This window comes from Vibrio sp. 10N.222.49.C9, assembly GCF_041474985.1.
In the GTDB taxonomy this organism is placed as follows: domain Bacteria; phylum Pseudomonadota; class Gammaproteobacteria; order Enterobacterales; family Vibrionaceae; genus Vibrio; species Vibrio crassostreae_C.
In genome coordinates, this window is record NZ_JBFRVD010000062.1 from 1 (window position 1) to 18,995 (window position 18,995).

Annotated in this window: 12 protein-coding genes and 5 pseudogenes; 12 read left to right on the forward strand and 5 right to left on the reverse strand. The window is 37.7% G+C overall.

What is annotated here, in order from left to right; genetic code table 11:
- Positions 1-281 (forward strand): annotated as a pseudogene (locus tag AB4585_RS20805) (hypothetical protein); the annotation flags it as partial.
- 637 nt (positions 282-918) lie between these two features.
- Here the strand turns inward: AB4585_RS20805 and AB4585_RS20810 are convergent.
- Positions 919-1,762: pseudogene (locus tag AB4585_RS20810) on the reverse strand (IS5 family transposase).
- A gap of 239 nt (positions 1,763-2,001) precedes the next feature.
- Between AB4585_RS20810 and AB4585_RS20815 the strand changes: the two are divergent.
- From AB4585_RS20815 to AB4585_RS20845, 7 genes are all read left to right on the forward strand, one after another.
- On the forward strand, positions 2,002-2,577 hold the full coding sequence (locus tag AB4585_RS20815; RefSeq protein WP_136973897.1) for a hypothetical protein: 576 nt from the start codon (positions 2,002-2,004) through the stop codon (positions 2,575-2,577).
- 67 nt (positions 2,578-2,644) lie between these two features.
- Positions 2,645-3,280 (forward strand): hypothetical protein, encoded by a 636-nt coding sequence (locus tag AB4585_RS20820; RefSeq protein WP_372155554.1) that lies wholly within the window; start codon positions 2,645-2,647, stop codon positions 3,278-3,280.
- A gap of 15 nt (positions 3,281-3,295) precedes the next feature.
- The gene (locus tag AB4585_RS20825; RefSeq protein WP_372155555.1) at positions 3,296-6,046 is read left to right on the forward strand and encodes a TcfC E-set like domain-containing protein; all 2,751 of its coding nucleotides are present in this window, start codon (positions 3,296-3,298) and stop codon (positions 6,044-6,046) included.
- A gap of 8 nt (positions 6,047-6,054) precedes the next feature.
- Positions 6,055-6,813 (forward strand): hypothetical protein, encoded by a 759-nt coding sequence (locus AB4585_RS20830; protein ID WP_136973900.1) that lies wholly within the window; start codon positions 6,055-6,057, stop codon positions 6,811-6,813.
- Positions 6,810-7,904: a hypothetical protein gene (locus AB4585_RS20835; RefSeq protein ID WP_372155556.1), complete on the forward strand. Its 1,095-nt coding sequence runs from the start codon at positions 6,810-6,812 to the stop codon at positions 7,902-7,904. Before AB4585_RS20830 ends, AB4585_RS20835 begins: the two co-directional genes overlap by 4 nt.
- Position 7,905: 1 nt before the next feature.
- Positions 7,906-8,670 carry an outer membrane beta-barrel protein gene (locus AB4585_RS20840; protein WP_136973902.1) on the forward strand — a complete coding sequence of 255 codons (765 nt, stop codon included), beginning with the start codon at positions 7,906-7,908 and terminating at the stop codon, positions 8,668-8,670.
- An 18-nt stretch (positions 8,671-8,688) separates the two neighbouring features.
- On the forward strand, positions 8,689-11,964 hold the full coding sequence (locus AB4585_RS20845; RefSeq protein WP_372170789.1) for an Ig-like domain-containing protein: 3,276 nt from the start codon (positions 8,689-8,691) through the stop codon (positions 11,962-11,964).
- 95 nt (positions 11,965-12,059) lie between these two features.
- On the opposite strand, the pseudogene AB4585_RS20850 reads toward AB4585_RS20845, so the two are convergent.
- Positions 12,060-12,222, reverse strand: a pseudogene (locus tag AB4585_RS20850) (IS5/IS1182 family transposase); the annotation flags it as partial.
- 284 nt (positions 12,223-12,506) lie between these two features.
- Here AB4585_RS20850 and AB4585_RS20855 point away from each other — a divergent pair.
- From AB4585_RS20855 to tnpC, 4 genes and pseudogenes are all read left to right on the forward strand, one after another.
- Positions 12,507-12,773 (forward strand): hypothetical protein, encoded by a 267-nt coding sequence (locus tag AB4585_RS20855; protein WP_136973904.1) that lies wholly within the window; start codon positions 12,507-12,509, stop codon positions 12,771-12,773.
- Between the two features lie 285 nt (positions 12,774-13,058).
- Positions 13,059-13,345: pseudogene (gene tnpA, locus AB4585_RS20860) on the forward strand (IS66 family insertion sequence element accessory protein TnpA); the annotation flags it as partial.
- An 89-nt stretch (positions 13,346-13,434) separates the two neighbouring features.
- Entirely contained in the window at positions 13,435-13,662 is a 228-nt protein-coding gene (gene tnpB, locus AB4585_RS20865) for an IS66 family insertion sequence element accessory protein TnpB (protein ID WP_372170791.1), read from the forward strand.
- A 321-nt stretch (positions 13,663-13,983) separates the two neighbouring features.
- Positions 13,984-14,644, forward strand: a pseudogene (tnpC, locus tag AB4585_RS20870) (IS66 family transposase); the annotation flags it as partial.
- A 116-nt stretch (positions 14,645-14,760) separates the two neighbouring features.
- On the opposite strand, the gene AB4585_RS20875 reads toward tnpC, so the two are convergent.
- From AB4585_RS20875 to AB4585_RS20885, 3 genes are all read right to left on the reverse strand, one after another.
- Positions 14,761-17,466 (reverse strand): hypothetical protein, encoded by a 2,706-nt coding sequence (locus tag AB4585_RS20875; protein ID WP_372170793.1) that lies wholly within the window; start codon positions 17,464-17,466, stop codon positions 14,761-14,763.
- Between the two features lie 199 nt (positions 17,467-17,665).
- Positions 17,666-18,028, reverse strand: coding sequence for a hypothetical protein (locus tag AB4585_RS20880; protein ID WP_136975005.1), 363 nt, complete (start codon positions 18,026-18,028; stop codon positions 17,666-17,668).
- A 22-nt stretch (positions 18,029-18,050) separates the two neighbouring features.
- Positions 18,051-18,644: a response regulator transcription factor gene (locus AB4585_RS20885; RefSeq protein WP_170962835.1), complete on the reverse strand. Its 594-nt coding sequence runs from the start codon at positions 18,642-18,644 to the stop codon at positions 18,051-18,053.
- Between the last annotated feature and the right edge of the window lie 351 nt (positions 18,645-18,995).

Here is an 18,995-nt window from a genome sequence, read left to right on the forward strand (position 1 = left end):
AAAGTGCGATCCCGCCCTGCGCTAACCACAGAGTCAGTCTGCACGCCAATCCCGATAAAATATTCATCATTGCGGAGTGGCAGTTCGTGGCTGAGCAGCAACGCGTGTTCAAGTCAAAACATGAGACAACCCATATCATCTACGATTGGGGATATTACTTATTAGTAGTTCAGCGTGAACCCGGTTCATTACGAAATTTCGTATCGTCCATCTACTGCCATACAGTTTTAAATACTTACAGTCTATCTTGTTGCAAAGAAACGGCAGAGATAAAGAAATAAGTACTCTTGAGCACCTTAAAATCCCTCAAACTGTAAGGCATAGCGAGCACGATTACCGAACTTGCTTCCCAAAACTGGCCAACTTATCAATAGGCTTAACCGAGACTGGAAACACTGCTTAAAGCGGAAGTATCAGATAGAGAGATACGCAGTATCGTTTATCAAATGAAAGTGGCTAAGTTCCCAGTTTATCACCACTTGTACGGTTCTGAGTTTAGTGAAACTACTGCAGACGAGTAACTTATTCGCGGTTTACACCGTTGTGAGTTTGGTTAAGGGGACTGATTGAACGATGTGGCAAGGCTAGAGCGATTATAGCTTTGGCAAATAAGCTTGGGCGTGTGGTCTGATGTGTTCTAGCCGTTGATTGTGAGTATGATTTTAACCGAGCTTTTAATCCGATGAAAACGGAGAGCCATCGTTGCTATAGTCTGATTACGCAACAAGTTGATTTAAAAGCACGTTAGGATAGATAGGAAGGAGAGAAATACTCATTGAGCTGGTCGTAAGTAGACCTAGAAATGCGTCGGATATATATTAGCCGCCGTACCCTTCAATTAGTCACTGCAGCCAGAGGTGCGTCCATATGTGTTGCTAATTTAATTTGGAAATCGAATAGATCTGTTTTTCGTCTTTTTCAATCAACTCGATATTTTTCAGGCATATTTGGCTTAGTAAGCAAATTCAATGCTTAGAGCGTAGCGCGAGTTTCCCCCTGACTGTGTGCTGTAATTTCTGAAATCTAATCGTCCTTCTAACAATTGGTTAACTTGTGACATCGCCGTTTCTGAGAGTGAGCGTTTGTGGTAACCATACCGCTCTTCTCAATACGTATTTGAGCCGTATAATTTCTAGCAACCCACTGAGCGATTTCGAGAATGGTCGAGTTCCTGAACGCTACCCTTTATCTTGGAGGAACAAGCGAAGTCACTCGCTTAATCTTAATAGCAGCGTAGCACGCTCTCGTTTCATAAATACCATCACCAGACACCTCTAGGATGCTTCGCCGTGTTTGGTTCAGTCAATTCGGGAGCACTTCTCCATCGCTAACCGTCGATAAACTTAGCTCAACTGCAATGATTTCATGAGTGCTTGTATCAACTTCAATATGAAGCTTTCTCGAGACACTACTCCTACTATCTGTCCCGTGTTTTTTACTTTCCATTCACCTTCGCCATAAACCTTAAGACCAGTCGCATCAATGGCTAAGTGTCGTATCGCCCTTGTCTTAAATGAAATCTCTACTTGCTTGGTTCTTCGGCTACTACAAGTGTCCTACGGACAACTTAACGATCATAGGCTAATCCAAATATCGAATAGATGAATCCTTGGAATGCCCTCTGGGGTATTGGTAATACTCGCTTTAATGATAGCCAAATCATTGAACTGATTTGAGCTACCGAGCTTACCCTGTTTGCTTTGTGGTCATTGACTAATCGTTTCGTCATCAATTAATAAGTCAGAGAGCAACGGTTAATAATCGTTTGGTTGCATTACTTCCAATTGATTGTTTTGTAACTAGGTTTCGACATGAGGCTACAACGTGTGGTGAATGTAGTTGATCAGATCGTAGGTTGAAGATTTAGTACCTTGATTTAGGAAATAAAGCTCATCATGAGAGGATGACTACGTAAGCCTCAGAGTATTCCTATCTCATTTTTATCTCCTAGTTCTTATAATCATGTTTCAAATTTGTGCTTATAAAAACTAGGAGATAAAAATGAAAAAACACGCATTAATTTTGGGTATTGCTTTTGGTGCGGTGAGCTTAAATGCTCTTGCAAGTAGTACGGCTACCCTTTCATGGACCGGACAAGTAGGTAGCGGCATCGCACATGGTGATTACATGATTACTGGTCATAATGGTTCCACTACAGCTGATGCATTTAGAGGGGATTTAATCAGCGTCGAATCGAATGCAAAATTCGCATCTAATCATATTGTGCTTGAGTTGCGTGAGAATACTGGTTCAGCTTCAGCTCCTGTTCCCGGTGATAAGTGGGGTATAGGTTCAGAGCTCAATGGTACTGCTGTTACTGCCATTAATATCACTTGGAGCGTTGAACATGTGGCTGGAACTATTGGCTCTGGTGTAGATATTGCTTCTCTAAATGGTGGTAACAATCCTATCATCGTGACGATCAATGGTACTCCTGTCGATGAAAAGGCCAGTTGGACAACGACAAGTCAAAATGAAGTAGGTATTCGCGTGAAAAATGATACACCACTAAATCCAAGCGAAGTTGCTGGTAAAGATATTTCGATCGAAGTTGGTATTTCAGCGACTGCGGCATAATTATTAATAATAGGTGGCATGTTATTAATAATTATCACTGCCACCATTTTAAGTTGTTTTAAAATCGATGAAAAAATATCTCGGTCTACTTATTCTGGTTTTCACATCAAATGTTAACTCTGCTGTGAAGAGATACGAAGAAAAAATTCGAATTCAAAGTGAAGTTGATGTTTCAAAATTGTACACTCAATCTATAACTGATATTAAAATGATACCAGATAATATTAATTTGAAGGTAATGTCAGACGGCAGTCGTTTTGAGAGTGAAACTGTGAGTCTAGTTATAGAAACAGATATTCCTAATCAGGTTTCGGGTGTGACTTTAAATGTCCCATACAGAGTTGAGCTTACAGAGAATAAAGCAGAATGTGCTAATAGGATATATCCATCAAATAAGGTCGACTTTTCTGCAAGTCAAAAAATGAATCCTACATTTGTTGCTGTAAAGATTAGTAAGGTTGGGTCTGGCAGTAACGATTACACCTATACGGGTATAGGTAGTCATGATGGCGTAACTTCTGTCAATGATTTTTCCGAAGTGTATATTCCTTCGGGTGGGATAATTGAGATGAAAAAGAACACTCATCAATTGAATCTTGACTTTTTGGCTTTCAATAGTATTGCTTCAATAATGCCTACAGGAAGCGCGTTGAATACAGAGTGCAGTGGTTCATTGTTGTTTACTGTTACTGTTGGCATATGAATTTGGTGAAAAATTTTGAGAAAATCGTACTATTATACTTTATTTTCTATCTTGATAGGTTCCTTATTTTTTGGTGAAGTTAAAGCAAAGAATGGAACCGTACCTCAAGGGTTCGATGATTTTTTTACTTTTAAAGATACTTTAATCCGATTAAAAAATCTTGATGGTAGTTTTAGCGAGCCAATGTTATTTAATGCGAATTATGACACGGCTAAGTTTGAGAATCGAGATTTGATTGTTCAATACTTAAATGTTAACGATGTGAAAGCTGAATATCATGAAGAAATAATTAAAAATTTTGAGAATGGTTGGTCTAACAAATCTTTTTGCCAAGGTTATGTTCGAGATTGTTTGATAACCCCTGATTTGTATGAGTTTTTATATAATTTTAATGATAAAGAAATTTATTTTTTTGTTGATGAAAAGATATTGAACTTAAATGCTAGAAATGTATATTCTGATTATCATTCAAATTTTAACGATTCACCAGGGTTTGTTAACAATGTTGATGCTTACTTTTCAGCTTATTCTAGCCAGAATTCAATTTTAACTATTAATGATAAAGCAACGTTTGGGCTACCATACGGTTATGTGAGGTCTGACCTAAGTGTGGCGGTATCTTCAGAAAAGCACAACGAGCTAACTGCTTACGAGTTGTCGTACAATCTTGATGTGCTCGACAAAGTGATTAGAGCTGGTTACTTCAAATATTCGCCAGAGGTAAATAGTACTGATTTCTTGTTAGGATTTAACTCGCAAGCTCCACAAACGGCTGTCGTTTTTGGCTCGTCATCCAACATGCTTGTTAGCGAAGCATCATCGAAGAAGCATCTCGCATTCTTTTCACCTCGGTCCGGTGATGTTGAAGTCCAAAGAGACGGGAAAATTATTTACCAAAGTCGCATTAGTGAAGGGAAAAATACCGTAAATTATAGTGAGCTTCCAAGAGGACGTTATCAAGTTGAAATCATTTTAAGACTTGGTGGAGAGACTATAAACCGTGGTAGTTATTCTGTTTATAACAACGATACGGATACACTGAGTCAAGGCGACATAGACTATATGTTGGCTTTTGGACAACTCTCCCCTGATAATGCCATTAATGATGATGTGATTGATAGCGATTTATTTGTTCAAGGGAGAATAAGTTATCAACTTTTGCCATCGCTGATGATTGGATCAGGGTTGATGAAGTCTTCGCAAGATACAGCACTAGAAAGTGGGATTCGTTATTCTTTATTAAGTGTTGATTCTGATATCTCATTGAGTGTTAAATTATTTGAAAATGCAAACTATATCAATGGTGGTTTGTCGTCAAACTACGGAAATATAAATTATGAAAGACTGGATAACCAAGGTAGTTATCTAGCTAATACTCTTCATGGTGACGAAAGTTATGAACGAATCTACTTGTCGACTAATTACCGATTTGGACTAAGTTCTTCTTTTTATGCAACGTATTCTTATAATAGAAAACTAGATGAAATCTATATTTATGGCGAGCGCACATACGAAGAAGAGAACTATAACTACGATGACCTAACAATTGGATATAGATTCAACTCCATAAATAAGTCCACTGTCGATATCAGTTTTAATACAGACTTTGATACAAATGCTGTGTTTTTTAATTGGACGTTACCATTATCTGATTCGATGGATTTTTCTTCGAGTATTTACGGAGGCGGAGATGACGCTTCAATTAGTCAAATGACCAACTCTATAAGTAAGAGACAGGTCTTTGATTCAAAATTGATTTCTAATTCTTTACAGGTTTCTAGTACCTACGATAGAAATCGCGATTCATTTTGGCAGAGTGGTACGTTTTCTGCCGATTTAAATAATCCTTTTGGAAGAGCGAGTACATCTGCTTATTTTTCTAGTGATGGAAGTGTTGGTATAAGTGGGAGTCTATCATCATCTCAAATTTTATTTGAAGACGGATATGTATCATCAAGCCCATCTAATTCTTATTTGGTTTTAGATATTGATAATAAAGAAAAATGGGACGATGATAATCAAATTGACCGTGGATATTTGATGGTTAAGCGGGATGGAAAAATAATGACCAAGAAAATGATCGAAGAAGATCAAGAGGTTATTCCATTGGGAGATTATGAAAAGTATGAAGTGTTTTTCGATACAGAAAGTGTCGACTTGTATAACACTGGTGATGCGAGCGTTAAATTATTCACAACACCAGGATCTATTGCAACAATAAAGCCAAATGTTCATAGAAAAGTGTCGTTTATAAGTGGATTTAATGATTTGAACGAAGATTTAGTTCAAGGTGTGACTTGTAAAGGTGAAGGTTGTATTAGCATCAATGAAATTACAGATGGTGTTTACCGTGTGACCGTCTTAGAAGGGTTGGATTTTCACTTGGCTTCTGAAGGAGGCGAGTGCTTTATTCCCAATAGAAACAAAATTGTACGCCTTAATCTCGGGCTTAACTATTGTCTGCCAACTGACTATGCGAATATGCACGAAATTGAGTTGGAAGGTAAGGGGTATCGAGCTAGCTATATAGGTGTTTTTCGACAGGAAAATATTGATAATAATGAGTTCCTTAATCAATTAAAAGACTACGGTTACAAAATTATTAAAAAAAATGTTGGTCAAACAATGACGGTTGTTTATGTTGCTCAAAACACGACCATGATGAATGCACTATTTTCTAATTACTCTGACCAGTTAGAGCAACTTAAAAAGATAGTTATAAAAAATAGTGCGAGCAACATTAAATATCCAATTGTAAATAACTAGGTTTGAATATGAAATTATTGAATACTATTAATCTAATCGGCATTGTTGGCCTTCAGTTTTTATCAACAGTAAATGCGTCTGGCTTGACGATTGATAAAATGTTTGTGATTGCAGATAAGAATAAGAATGGAATCGTTACAGTCGCTAATACTAATGATAAACCATTGTTTGTAAATGCGAACATTGATGAATTTCATGTGAATGATAAGGGTAGTGATTTTATAAAAACGCCCTATAATTCAGGTAACTTTGAACATTGGAAAATTAGTACAACATTAAATAAGCTTGTTCTCCAACCTGGTGAGTCTCGTAATGTAGGTATTCGAAGTCTTTGTTACAACACAACTTGTGATGACTCAAAAGATTTGATGTTTTTTGTTACTTTTATGCCTGCTCCATATACAGGTCCTAACGAAAGTGTTGAAAACTCATCTTCAATGCAACTAAATTACGGTTTCGCTCCCGTTTTTATTATACCAACGGATAAACCTAAAATAGATTATACGATTCGTTCAAATTCAGAAAATATCACTGTTGAGAACAAAAGCAATACAATGATTTATGTTTCTATCGATGATTGTGAAAGCAAGACGAATACAAAGCAATGTTACAGTCGATTCGTTGTAGTTGCTGGTAGAACTAAAACTTTTTCTCTTAATGAGCGCGTAAAAGATAAGTCTCTTAATATAAATGTATCCTCTTATAATGGTAGTTATAAAACTGAAAAAGTATTACATCCACTGGGGTTTATTAAGGACAAAACATGAAACGTATATTAATGATTGTGTTTTTTTTAAATACAGTATTATTTTTAACATTGCTTAATATTTTATTTGGTTCTCGGGCATTTGCAGCGGTAGAATACCGAGCAAATATTGATATTACTGGCACAGTATGGACTAACGCATTGAATGTAGATGTTTCAGCGAAAGTTCCTGCGGAATGGTCGCAAGCAAGTAGACTCGGATTACCAACTGTTAATCATTGGGTGCCTGGTACATTTGTTGCTGCACCGCCAACCAATGTTAGATTTTCTGGTACTGTCACCGGTCGCTACTGGGAGTCGGCTAATGTTCCAATTGGTGTTGTAGGCGTACAATATAATACGACTGGTATATCAAATATTATTTCTAACTCTGGTTTAGGACACGCTTGCTTAAAGGATAGTATTTCCGGCTCAATGATTGATATGAGGGGGGCAAACTGCATGTCTGCTAGTAAAATATCAAATGCTGCTTCTACGATACCTTTTATTCTATATCGTCCAATTATTGATATTCAAGATGCTGATATACAAAAAGCATTAGATGGGCAACCTAAAGGTGTCTATACCGCATTTGTTCCTATTTCAATTAAGGTCAACTACTACGTTGGAAACGTACTAACTCATCGAATAATCAATGAAACAATATCTATAATTATTAACTATGACCCTGTTTGGATAACAAGTGTACATCTAAGTAATAAAAATGTCGATATTACAACAGTTTATGATTCCACCTCTCGTACTGTTGATGGTGTGCCTGAAGATGTCAGTGTAAGTGTTGCAGGGTATTTCGATAATGGGATTAGGCTATCAATTAGTAACAGAAAGTATTCTTTAAATCATGAATCCGTGTCAGGTCCAAATATCCCTTACTATATTCAATGTATAAGGTGCGGTTCTAAGCTTACTGAAACTATCGAAATGGTAGATAAAATCGGAGAAGTTAAAAATGATAATGTGCTGATTGGAAGTGATCCTGCGAAAAATATTACATTTGTTTTAAGGTTTGGTTACTCGAACGTAGATGGTACTACCCTCATTTCTGGTAAATATAACGATATTGTCGATGTTACTATCGAACCGGTGATTTAACATGTATAAAATGATTATTTTTCTATCAGTTTTATTATCTTTTGGGTTAAAAGCTAATGAAAGTTTAGATGTTAATTACAACAACATGAAGTTAGGTGTTGGTTATGTTAGCAGTTTGAAAGAAAACAAAGAAAAGTATTTAGAGTCACAAGGTTTCGAGTTTTCTATTGGTTATAAATTTGAAAGCAAATGGTTGTTGGAAACAGGATTTACAGACTTTACAAATAAAAATGAAATACAACCTAATGATATTTTCTTACGTTCTAAGAAAAATTGGCAAGTGAGCGACTACGCATCAATTTATGCAGGTTTTGGCTTGAGTTATTTGGAAGATAATTTCAATCCTACAATTAATATGGGTATCAATTACCATTTAAATAATGATTGGTATGTGGATGTAGGTTATCAAAGTTTGATATCAAATAGATATGATGACGTATACTCATTTCTTATTTCTTTAAATTATAATTTTTCCGTTCGATTCAAGGAAGAACAATCTAGCATTTATTATGAACCGATAAGTGTTATTGCCGATACTGATGAGGTGAATATCTCATCAAGTGAGATGAACTTACAAGAGAAAAAATCGAAGAAATATTATGACTATTATGTGGTAATAAAGTATGACAACCTTACAAAGATTGGTAAAAAACTAAATATACCACTTGGTGATGTTATTTTAGCAAACCCACAATTGTCATTGAGAAATAGATCAATCGATTTAATCTATCCGGGTGAGCGTATTTTTTACCCAATAAAACAATAGTAATATAGGCATATTGTAATGAGAATAAAAGAAAGTTTTTTTTCACATCGTTCGAAGCTTTTATTGTATAGTCTTGCTACTGCCACTTTGTACGGCTGTGGTGGTGAAAGTGAAAGTGGTAATTCGTCACTGAAGCCGGTAGACGTAGATGCTCCTGTTCAAGTTGTTGCTAAAGATGCATTGTTTAATACAGAGTTAGCCCAAGATGACTTCGTCGTTGATTTGTATGACGTTGTGTTGAAGGATAGCGATGATAATGCATTTAAGTTAACTAATGTTGTTAGTGTTAATAGTAATGACCCTACGTGTAATGTTTCGTCTATTGATGAATACTCTTTTACTGTTCCACGGAAACAGGCAAGAGTATGTGATTATAATTACCAGATTGCCACACTAACGAATAGTGCTTATAGTGTATCTTCTCAGTCAAGCACTGATACAAATACTGCTATGGTTAGGGTTGTTGTAAGCAATGCTAACAGTACAGAACTGCCGCCTCTTTCTCAAATTGCTTTAGTCAACGATTCGAGTAGTGTTTATCAACCAGTATCAATTAATCTACTCGATGAACTTCTAGAGCAGGGTATGGACGTTTCAAATATGGCGTTAGGGGGGAGTGTGTCTCAACCATTTGGTAATGCGTCAATTGTAAACGTTGATACTGGTAATGATAAAATTACGTATACGCCTGCCCTCGGATTTACGGGCCTGGATAGGCTAATGTACAGTTATACGGATAGTGCTAATGCGATAGCGTATAGTGGCACTATAGATATTGTGGTTTCAAATAGTGCAAACCAAGGCATCTTAGTTCTTAACCCTGATGTTACCTATGATACGGGCAAGGGCTATGTTTCTCTGGAGAATGCTCGTACAGGGTTTGATATTGATGTGAGCCCTTATGTCTCGTCAATCGATGGCGATGCTCTACAACTTATTTATGTCCATTCGATGAGCGCGCCACATACTAGAATTAAAGCTTCCAATGCTAATAACCCTGCTAATATGGAGTTTTTCTTCCAAACTTCCGTTCAGAAAGATCATAGTGTCACTTATGTGGTCAGTGATAAAAAAGGTGCTTATGCAATAGGTCACTTAACCATTGTTGTATTGGATGAAGACGCTCTTCCAACTTGGACGGATATCACTCATCCAGCATCTGGAACGTTGTTTTTTGCACCCAAAGGCATCAATGAATTGGTCGCTAACAGTTATTTGTTTACGGATTTGTTTAATGTGAGTCAGTCTGGGGCAAATTACTTAGTTGGACGATTGAACAGTAATGATCTGCTTCATTACTGCGATCTACTTGGAGCTGAAATAGCGACGGCCGCTGAACTAAAATCTTTGGTTGATCGAGGTTGGACGACTTCATCTAAATGGCCTAATGCAACGACTTATCTGGTTAAAGAAGACTTAAGCTCTAGTGTCTATAAGTTAATGGATATCTCACTTCCACCTTACACTATTGATAGAGCGAATTTGGATGATCCAACATCAGCATTAACGAGCTATTTTCCTGCTTGTGTACTGAGAGGGAAGCGAATGCTGACAAGTCTTGCTCTTTCGGCAGCTCCCCCAACAGGCACTACTTCACTTGTTGTTGCGCAAGGCTACCCTATAGCGGCAAACTTGTCGGGTTACTATAATGATGGCTCTCATGAAAGTGATATGATTGCCTACGATCAATCGCTTGCAAATTATGTGCAAAGTACCGAAATCTTTGAAGTTAAAGGTAATCAACTTACTGGTAAAACAGTGGGAACGACAGATGTACATGGAGAATACGATGCATCTAATGATCCGTTGCGTTCGAACAAATTGTCAATGGAGGTCACTAATGCGGTTGTAACCAGTGGTACTTTGCATGTATCGAGCAACTCCGTTCCTTTGGGAGCAGAAATTACATTGACTGGTGAAATAAACTTCAGTGATGGAACGAAAAAGCAATTACATGAAGCGGGAACCTCAATCAAATGGATCAATAGTACGGCAGGGAATGAGTTAACTGGCAGCTCCTTAGTCACTGTTAATTGTGATACTAGCTCTTGTAAAGCGAGAGCCAATAGCACAACTACTGGTTATATTGAGCTCACATGGCGTTCTGGTTCAGTATCAGCGACAGCTCAAACCATTAATGTAAATGGAGCTCAGCTTGTGAGTCTCGATAGTATTACCGCTTCCGATGTGAATACTAGTGTAGTTACGGACTCGTATCCGTTAGGGCGCAAATTCAAATTGACGATCTCAGCTACATACACTAATGGCACTAGGGATGTATCAACAGACCCAAGCGCTAATTGGAATTTTGATAATACACATTTTGATCGTGATGAAAATAGATTTTCAGGCCTAACGATTCAGAATTCATCACCGATTACTTTTCAACTAGGCTCTAAGACGTTAACGAAGAATATCAAATTGACTGGTGCATATATCACGGGCGTTGAGATTACCGAGACGAATGTTAGTCGTCCACAAGGGTTATCTCATCGCCTAACATCAAGAGTAATTTATAGTGATGGTTCAGCTTCTACTGGTAACGGTATACCGGGTTGTACATGGAGTAGTAGCAATCATAACGTAGCAACGGTTGATCAAAGCGGCCAAGTATTGGCTTCTTCAAATAACATCGGGAACGCAAACGTAAAATTATCATGCGTTAACTCGTATAACCAATCATATAGCGACTCGGCAGTCTTTAACGTGACTAACGCTATAGCAATGAGTATGACGGTAAGCGCTCCAAACGGCACGGAAACAGTGAGACATCATAGGCTAGCATTTAAAGCGGTAGCGGATATGAGTGATGGTACTAGTGTTGATGTTACAAATCGTGCGGCTTGGAGCCTTTCTCATGCTGCGAGTGGCGTTAGTGTGGATAAAGGGGTTGTATTCACCCCTATGAACCATGACTCCTCGTATGCTTGGGCAAACCCTCAAATAACGGCAAGCCTTGATGGATCGTCTGATAGCATAAGATATACCGTTGATAACGGTCTAATTTTTGGAAACGATTATTATTGGATTGTTCCTATAGCTGGTACGTGGAATCAAGCTGTTAATTTTTGTAATAATCGTAATGGTTTTGAACGACCAGGTCACAACGATATACAGCATCTTCGTGGGAATGGTATTGGCGGTTTATGGACAACAGCATTTCCCAGTCGAAGCAAGCTGATCTGGGAGGCTTGGCGCGACAATAGATCAGCATACTTCACTAATATTGAAACTGGTGCACGAAGTTACCACTGGCAGACCGAGACCTATTCTATGACTTGCATTAAAAAGTAAAAGTTATATTTAAAATGCCACCAACAAAGAATTTGTTGGTGGCATTTTTTGCGTAATTGAATTTTGAAATAGAGCGACCTCGTTTCGCATGCTTTTTAGTCAATACGACAAGTTTCAGGCATGCCTAATCCAGTAAGCTTGTTCAACGCTTTTATCATCGCGTAAGTTTCACCCTGACTGTGTGCTGTAATTTCTGAAATCTAATTGTACTCTGAGCAAATGTTTAACTCGATATATCGCTGTTTCTGAGAGTGAACGTCAGCGCTATCATCTGACACCTCAAGGATGGTTGTTTTGTGACGAGGTTTAGGCATAGGGCTACGAGAGGTAGTGGATGTGGCTGTTCAGATCGTAGGTTCTCAATTTAGTTCCATCGATTTAAGCAACAAAATCACGCATTGTAGGTTCTGTAAGTGATTGAAAAATTAAAATATTAATTAGATTTTTTGTGTGTAAAGTATAACGGATAAATTTAGTCGCTAGACTGTTGTTGTGCAATGTTCTACTGTTTAAGGGTTGAATTATAACTCAAGGAAGACGTTATGCAATTTGCAACATCAAAAGCGACCTATATCATCTTTTTAATATCATTTTCCCCAGTGTTGAATAGTGCTTCAATTTCGCTCAATTGGTTAGGTAAAATCCCAGAGTTCAATATGCCCGAAAATCTGACTATAGATAAGGATGATCTTAAATGGGAAATCGATGGCTTGAAGCTTATCTACCCCCTCAAGGAAAATTTGGAAAGCACTAGAGAACTAAAAATCAACCAAACGAATGATATAGTCACTATCTCCTATCATTTATAAAGAGAAAAAACTTACCAAGCTTAAGATAGATGAAAGATCATTACTTTCTTAGAATTTATTTATTAAAGCACGCCATGTGAGAGTGTGGTGCGCTTACATAACAAAGGGTCCATCTTCCGTAAATATATACTTAATAATGAGCAGTCAGAACAATGTTCTGGGAAGGGGAGTAATGCCTAATAATTTGATATTTAGTCATTAAAATATGAGCGCGACTTAACCTCCGAATTCTACTCATCCAGCACGAAGAATAGGAGCAATTCTTCACCCCAAAGGTGAGTTGAAATGACAAAACGACGTACCAACCTAGAATGGCAAGCATGGTTTGAACAATATGAAAGCAGCAGTATTACCCACGCACTTTTTGAGAACAACATGGACTGAGTTTATCTACGTTCTTCGCAAAGCGGCGTCAACTCCAAATAGCAAACCAGTCTGAGCCTATCGGATTTGTTAGAGACGAAATCGTCGAAAAGACAATTAAGTATCAGGTCCAGATAGCAACGGTTAACATGACACTTCTCATCAATGATGTGGAGCTGAGTATTCTTAAAGCACCAGAGATTTACCTTTATCGTGAAAGCGTCGATTTTAGAAAGTCCATCAACGGTCTTGCTACGATTTTCGAAAATGACACTGACTTGCTTCTTGGCAGCGGTGCTTGTTTACCAATAAACAGCACGATAAGATTAAAGTGTTGTACTGGGTGAAAACAGGCTTCTCCCTTTGGTATAAACGCCTTGAAAAAGCCAAGTATAAGTGGCCTTCAAAAGAGAAAAATCAGGTGTTTACCCTCACTCAATTTGAGCTTGATAGACTGCTTTCAGGCTTCACAATTATCGGCCATGAACCCGTGTGCGTCAAAATAAACGATTTTACAATGAGTTAATCGTGAACAAAGCCTTATCCACCAAGCGTTAACGGCACGATTTTAGTATAATAAATGCCATGAAAAGACGCCAAGTATCAACCCAGAAAATCAAAATGTTGCCGAGCTACGAGCAATGGTGAAAGCCCTGATGCTCTCGCAATAGTATCAGGAATCACAATGGTAACAAGAGCGTCAATTGCTGCTTGAACAGCTTAAGCTCGCATTCGCCCGCCAGTTTGCTAAATGCGCGGAGTCGAAAAAGCCTTACGATGAATCATAAGGTGACCTCTTCAACGAAGCGGAATGTGAAGCCATTAAGGAAGAAGAGGTTGAATTGACGACTATCAAAACAGTCGCGAGAGGGCGTGCCCTATTGACTTTTTAGTTGACTACAACGGTTATCTACAAACCGATGGTTACGCTGCTTATGATTGTGTTCATCAAGTCACCAGTATGAGGGGCTTGGTTCATGCTCGGGCAAGTTTATGGATGAGAAAAAGCTTCAAGGTAAAGGTAAGTCGGGCAAGGCCGATAAGGCGTTGGCTAAAATCCCAAAACTCTACGGGATAGAATTACGCAAAAAAGGTGCGCCTACTGAAGAATGAAAAGCAGAGCGTCAAGCGCTTGCCAAGCTGATACTGGATGACCTTTACCAATAGATGACGACCCAGAAAGTGATATGTTCTAGCCCACGAGGCAAAGCGATAAAATACACGCTCGGGCAATAACCTAAGCTCATTCGTTATATCGACGATGGTCACTTATCTATCGATAATAATCGCGCTGAACGCGCAATTAAACTGCTGGCTATTGGAAGAAAAATTGGTTATTCCTTAATGCACCAAACGGCGCTGATGCGAGCGAAATATTTTACAGCATCATCGAGACCGTGAAAGCCAACGGTCTTATCTTCTACGACTACATAGTCAAGTGCATGAAAGAGTTGGCGAAAACAGAGCCTGATATCGACGCACTCCTACCTTGGAACTTCAAACACTAGTTATATCGCCCCATGGGCTCATGGGGCGTTTACATTAAAATGAGAGTAAGGCGTTGATTGAGTACCTCCACCTCCATACTCTAAAATTTAAGAAGTTAAGAAAGCTCGACAATTAACTATAACTTATTAATCCGAATCGGGAGCTTAAATAATGCGACATGAGTATTGTTGGATTGCGTTAAGCTAACGTAAATATCACCACTTTGCTCACCTATAGCTAAAGTGTCAAACTTATCTTTAGGTATGCTCAATCGAAATTGAGGCAATTTTCTGGACTGACAACCTACCGAAGCATTCATTACTTGTGTGCCACAATCGTTCTTGCGATTAGCAATAAAATTAATGGGATAACCGTTAGTTAATTCAAAAACCAAATCTGTCGAGCCCCAACCGTTGTGAATAACAGTTTCTGGGTTTCCGCTAACGGGGATGGTTTGCAATGTTGCTTGCATTGTAAACCCATAATTTGCCAAGTAATTAAAGTAGTCACTGGCTTCGAAATTGTGACTAAGTGAGTCCGAAGTGAATACCATTTCATCAAGTTCAATCATATCGACAACCTTGACAGGTTGCTTTAAATGAATAGCTTCCCCTTCTGTGTAGTCAAGTGAAAACTCATAGGTATAGTAACCCAATATGCGAGGTGTATACGCCACCTCAATGTGACATTCTGTATCGCTATTGCCGGCTAATATCGAGCCACATGTATTAGTATGGACGACGAGGTCTTCTGAATGGGTAATTTTAATACCTGTAGCTGGCGCGATTGACTCATTTTTAAAATAGTATTTAATCAAGTATGTACTATTTAAACCGACTAAAGATGACCCACCCTCTACTCGAGAAGATACTACAACATCGCTCACTACCGCCGAACTTTGAATTTTTACCTCATTTCCTTCCATATAATACAAGGAAGAGGTGAATTGATGCTGACCTTTTTCACTCGCTGTAAACGTACCTGAAATTTCACATTCTTTTCCTGCGGCCAAGGTACTGATGGAACCGCATGTGTTCTTGGTAACATTCACTGGAGCAGTACTAGATAACGTTGTATGAATCATACTTGCGTCATGGAAGTCACTCAAGTTTCGATAGATATAACGAATTGGATATGTACTATTTAGTCCTACATTTTGTGGCAATCCAACCTCTATTGAGCCAACAATAGGAACGGTAACCACTTCACCAGAGAGAACAAATGTTTCTTTTAAATTAGCACCGTAGTTTAAATTACCTACTAACTCTACGGGACCAAGAGTTTCGGAAAAATACTCCCCACTCAGTATACAAGACTCCCCAGCTGGAAGAATGTTGCCATCACAACTGTTAGAAACAATCGTTACACCTTTCGTATGCTCAGATGTAATCGTCAAGGTTTCAGTGTCTACATTACTTGTATTTGTGAAAGTGACATGAAAGGGGTAGCTATGATTTAGAACCATGTTATCTGGAAATCCTTTGTCAACTTGACTGTTTAACGAATGAGCAGAAGCCATAGATAAAGTTGAGTTTGCAATTACTACCGTTCCTTGATCGAACATTAAATAATTCGCATAGAGTTGTATGCCGGGTTTAATTGCAGAAGTGCTTATTGAAAGATGGCAGCTTTCTTCAGACCTAATCGTTGAATCAGTACATGTATTACTTAGAACTTCATAATGTTCTGGATATAAGTGGGCAAAACGTATTCCTGTCGCATCATGGTTTTTATTTGTATTGGTAAAAGTAACAAGGTAGTTATATGGTTCGTTCAATACCATTTGTTGAGGTATATCCTGGTCGACGCTGGCTACAATTGGAGCTTCAACTACATTACTCGTTGTGGTTGCATATGCGGTAACACCATCATCACTATACACAAGAGCGGCTGCTGTTAACGTGCCAATTTGGTCTGCCAAGACAGACGCAATCATTGAACATGACTCGCCAGGGTTTAGCGATACACTATTACAGCTATTAAACCGAATGTGACTGATGCCTGGGGCCAACAACGATGTCTTTAAGTTAACCACAGGTTCAGAGTTCATATTTTTAAACTGGAACTCTACATTATAATTGTTTTCTATTGCTATGTTTAGAGGTAAGCTAAGTACGGTATTTCCAATTAGAGTATCCTTTTTCGGGACGTTTTCTGTACCCACAACAACAGGTTCCCCTTCGTCATATGTGAGTTCGTACTGAATGCCGTAAGAGTCTGCCCTTGATGGAATATAGTCACCATGTAAATAACACGCTTCTCCACCTTTCAATGTTGAACTACATGTGGTTTTCACATTCGTTAGTGTTTCGGAGTTCGTTGACTTAATTTTAATGTTATTCGCTTGAGCTTGCCCAGTATTAATAAATACGAAACTAATAGGGGACGCTTTGTCTATATCAAATTTTTGAGATAGATTTGTGTGGACATACCCTACGATTGCACTATCGGTAGCATTGGTTTGATTGGTATAGGTTTGATCACCTATTCGTAATGACAATTCACTAAAGCCACTTTTTTCTGGTGTGACTCTAAATGTCACTGTACACAAATGAGTGTCGTCCAAATCTGTGGATAAACAATCAATACTTGAATATTCTACCAACATGTTTTGAGTTTCAAACAGGGTTGTAGTATCTTCAGTAAGCTTTTGTTTCAATAATACAGTAAATGCAACGGGATAAATATCACCTATTACTGTATTTGAAGGTAATTTCGTAACGAAAGCACCATCATTAAAATTACTAATAGGTTGGAAGGCATTATGATTATCACAACCTGTAAGCGTAATTAAAGATAGAGCTCCACAAAAAATCAGTTCAGATTTATACTTTTTAAACATCGACATTTTAATCTTATCAACCTTTTTCTAAAATTAGGAGTGTTGTTATATTTTCGAGAATCCTGATGTGTAATATATCTATTCCAGAGAAGCAATATCAGCCACCTTAATTGGGAGCTTTCTTACGATAGATTAGGAGTGATTCCCTCCGTTTCTTGAGAGTTTGTTAAAATTACACTAAGGACAAAATTTGGATTTTCTATCTTAGTTTCTTCTGAATTTCAATTAAATTAGGTAAATCAAATAGTGCACTTTTATAACGTTCCAAAAATTTCTCATAATAGTCTTCTGCTAAGCTAGAATAGTGGGCCTTCTGTTTGTTTCTTATTACATGTTCTTTTGCTTTTTGCACGCTAATGCCATCTTGATAAATTATTTTTTGGATCTTTTTCTTATCTTGATCCCTCAGTTTATAGACTTCAAAATAAATGATTTTCTTTGCTTGATTATTGGTAAAACCGCTTTCAATAAGCAATTTCTTGCTCATGTGGTAAAGGGCATTTTGGAGCTCTTTCATAGTGTTTATCTTCGCTATTAAAATTGGCAAAATCTGAATTTTCACTTAATCACTTTTATAAGTTTGATTAGTGTTTTTTTTGCAACTCGATAATCTCAATGATCGAAGATGAATTGTACTTATCTAAAATTCTAGTTTTGTAAGTACTGATGGTTTTATTGCTTAAAGAGAGTAGTTCAGATATTTTCTTGTTAGAATAACCTTTTGATAGATAGTTAAATACAATAGACTCTCGTTCAGATAGAACTGGAGAACTATTTTTTACATTTAGATTTTGTTTGAAAACAGAGTAACCTCGACTGGTAGTTATGATTGCATCTTTGATTAAAGATAGCTCTTCTTTTTGGGATATATAACCATTAGCTCCAATGTCTTTTGCCATTTGATTAAGGGTAGGGTGCTCATCGGATGATATAAATAGTACTTTCCCTTGAAAGCCTCCTTTTATTAGACGGCGGATGAAGTCTAAGCCACTACCGTCCTTTAGGTTTACATCCAATAAAATTAGCTCTATCGAATCTTTACGGACATATTTAGCTGCATCTTTAATTGAGTCAGTTTGAAGTATAATCGACGCAATTTTGGTATTTTCAAGCATTGTAACTAACGCATTACGTATAATAGGGTGGGTATCTACGATTAGTGTATTCATTGAGTTCATTGTCATCTCTCTTTCATTAATTAAATTGAGAAGTCCGTGCTCATTGATTCCTTACATATAATGTAGGATGATTCTGAATGAATGTGTGGAAATCATACATTCCATTTTGGAAAGGCTTTGATGTGATGGACGCATCTCCCTTCTAGCATTGTTGTACCACACTAAAGGTCCAGCCATTAAAGGTAGGAGTAACAACCATGTCCATTAAAGTTGCGGGTATCGATTTAACCAAGAATTTCTATTGAATATTGACGGAACTATCTCGTCAAACCTTATACAGTGCCTTTATCAATATTAGCGGCAAGATTGATGGTGTAACTCAGGATATAATTGGCTTTGTTTCCTAAATCA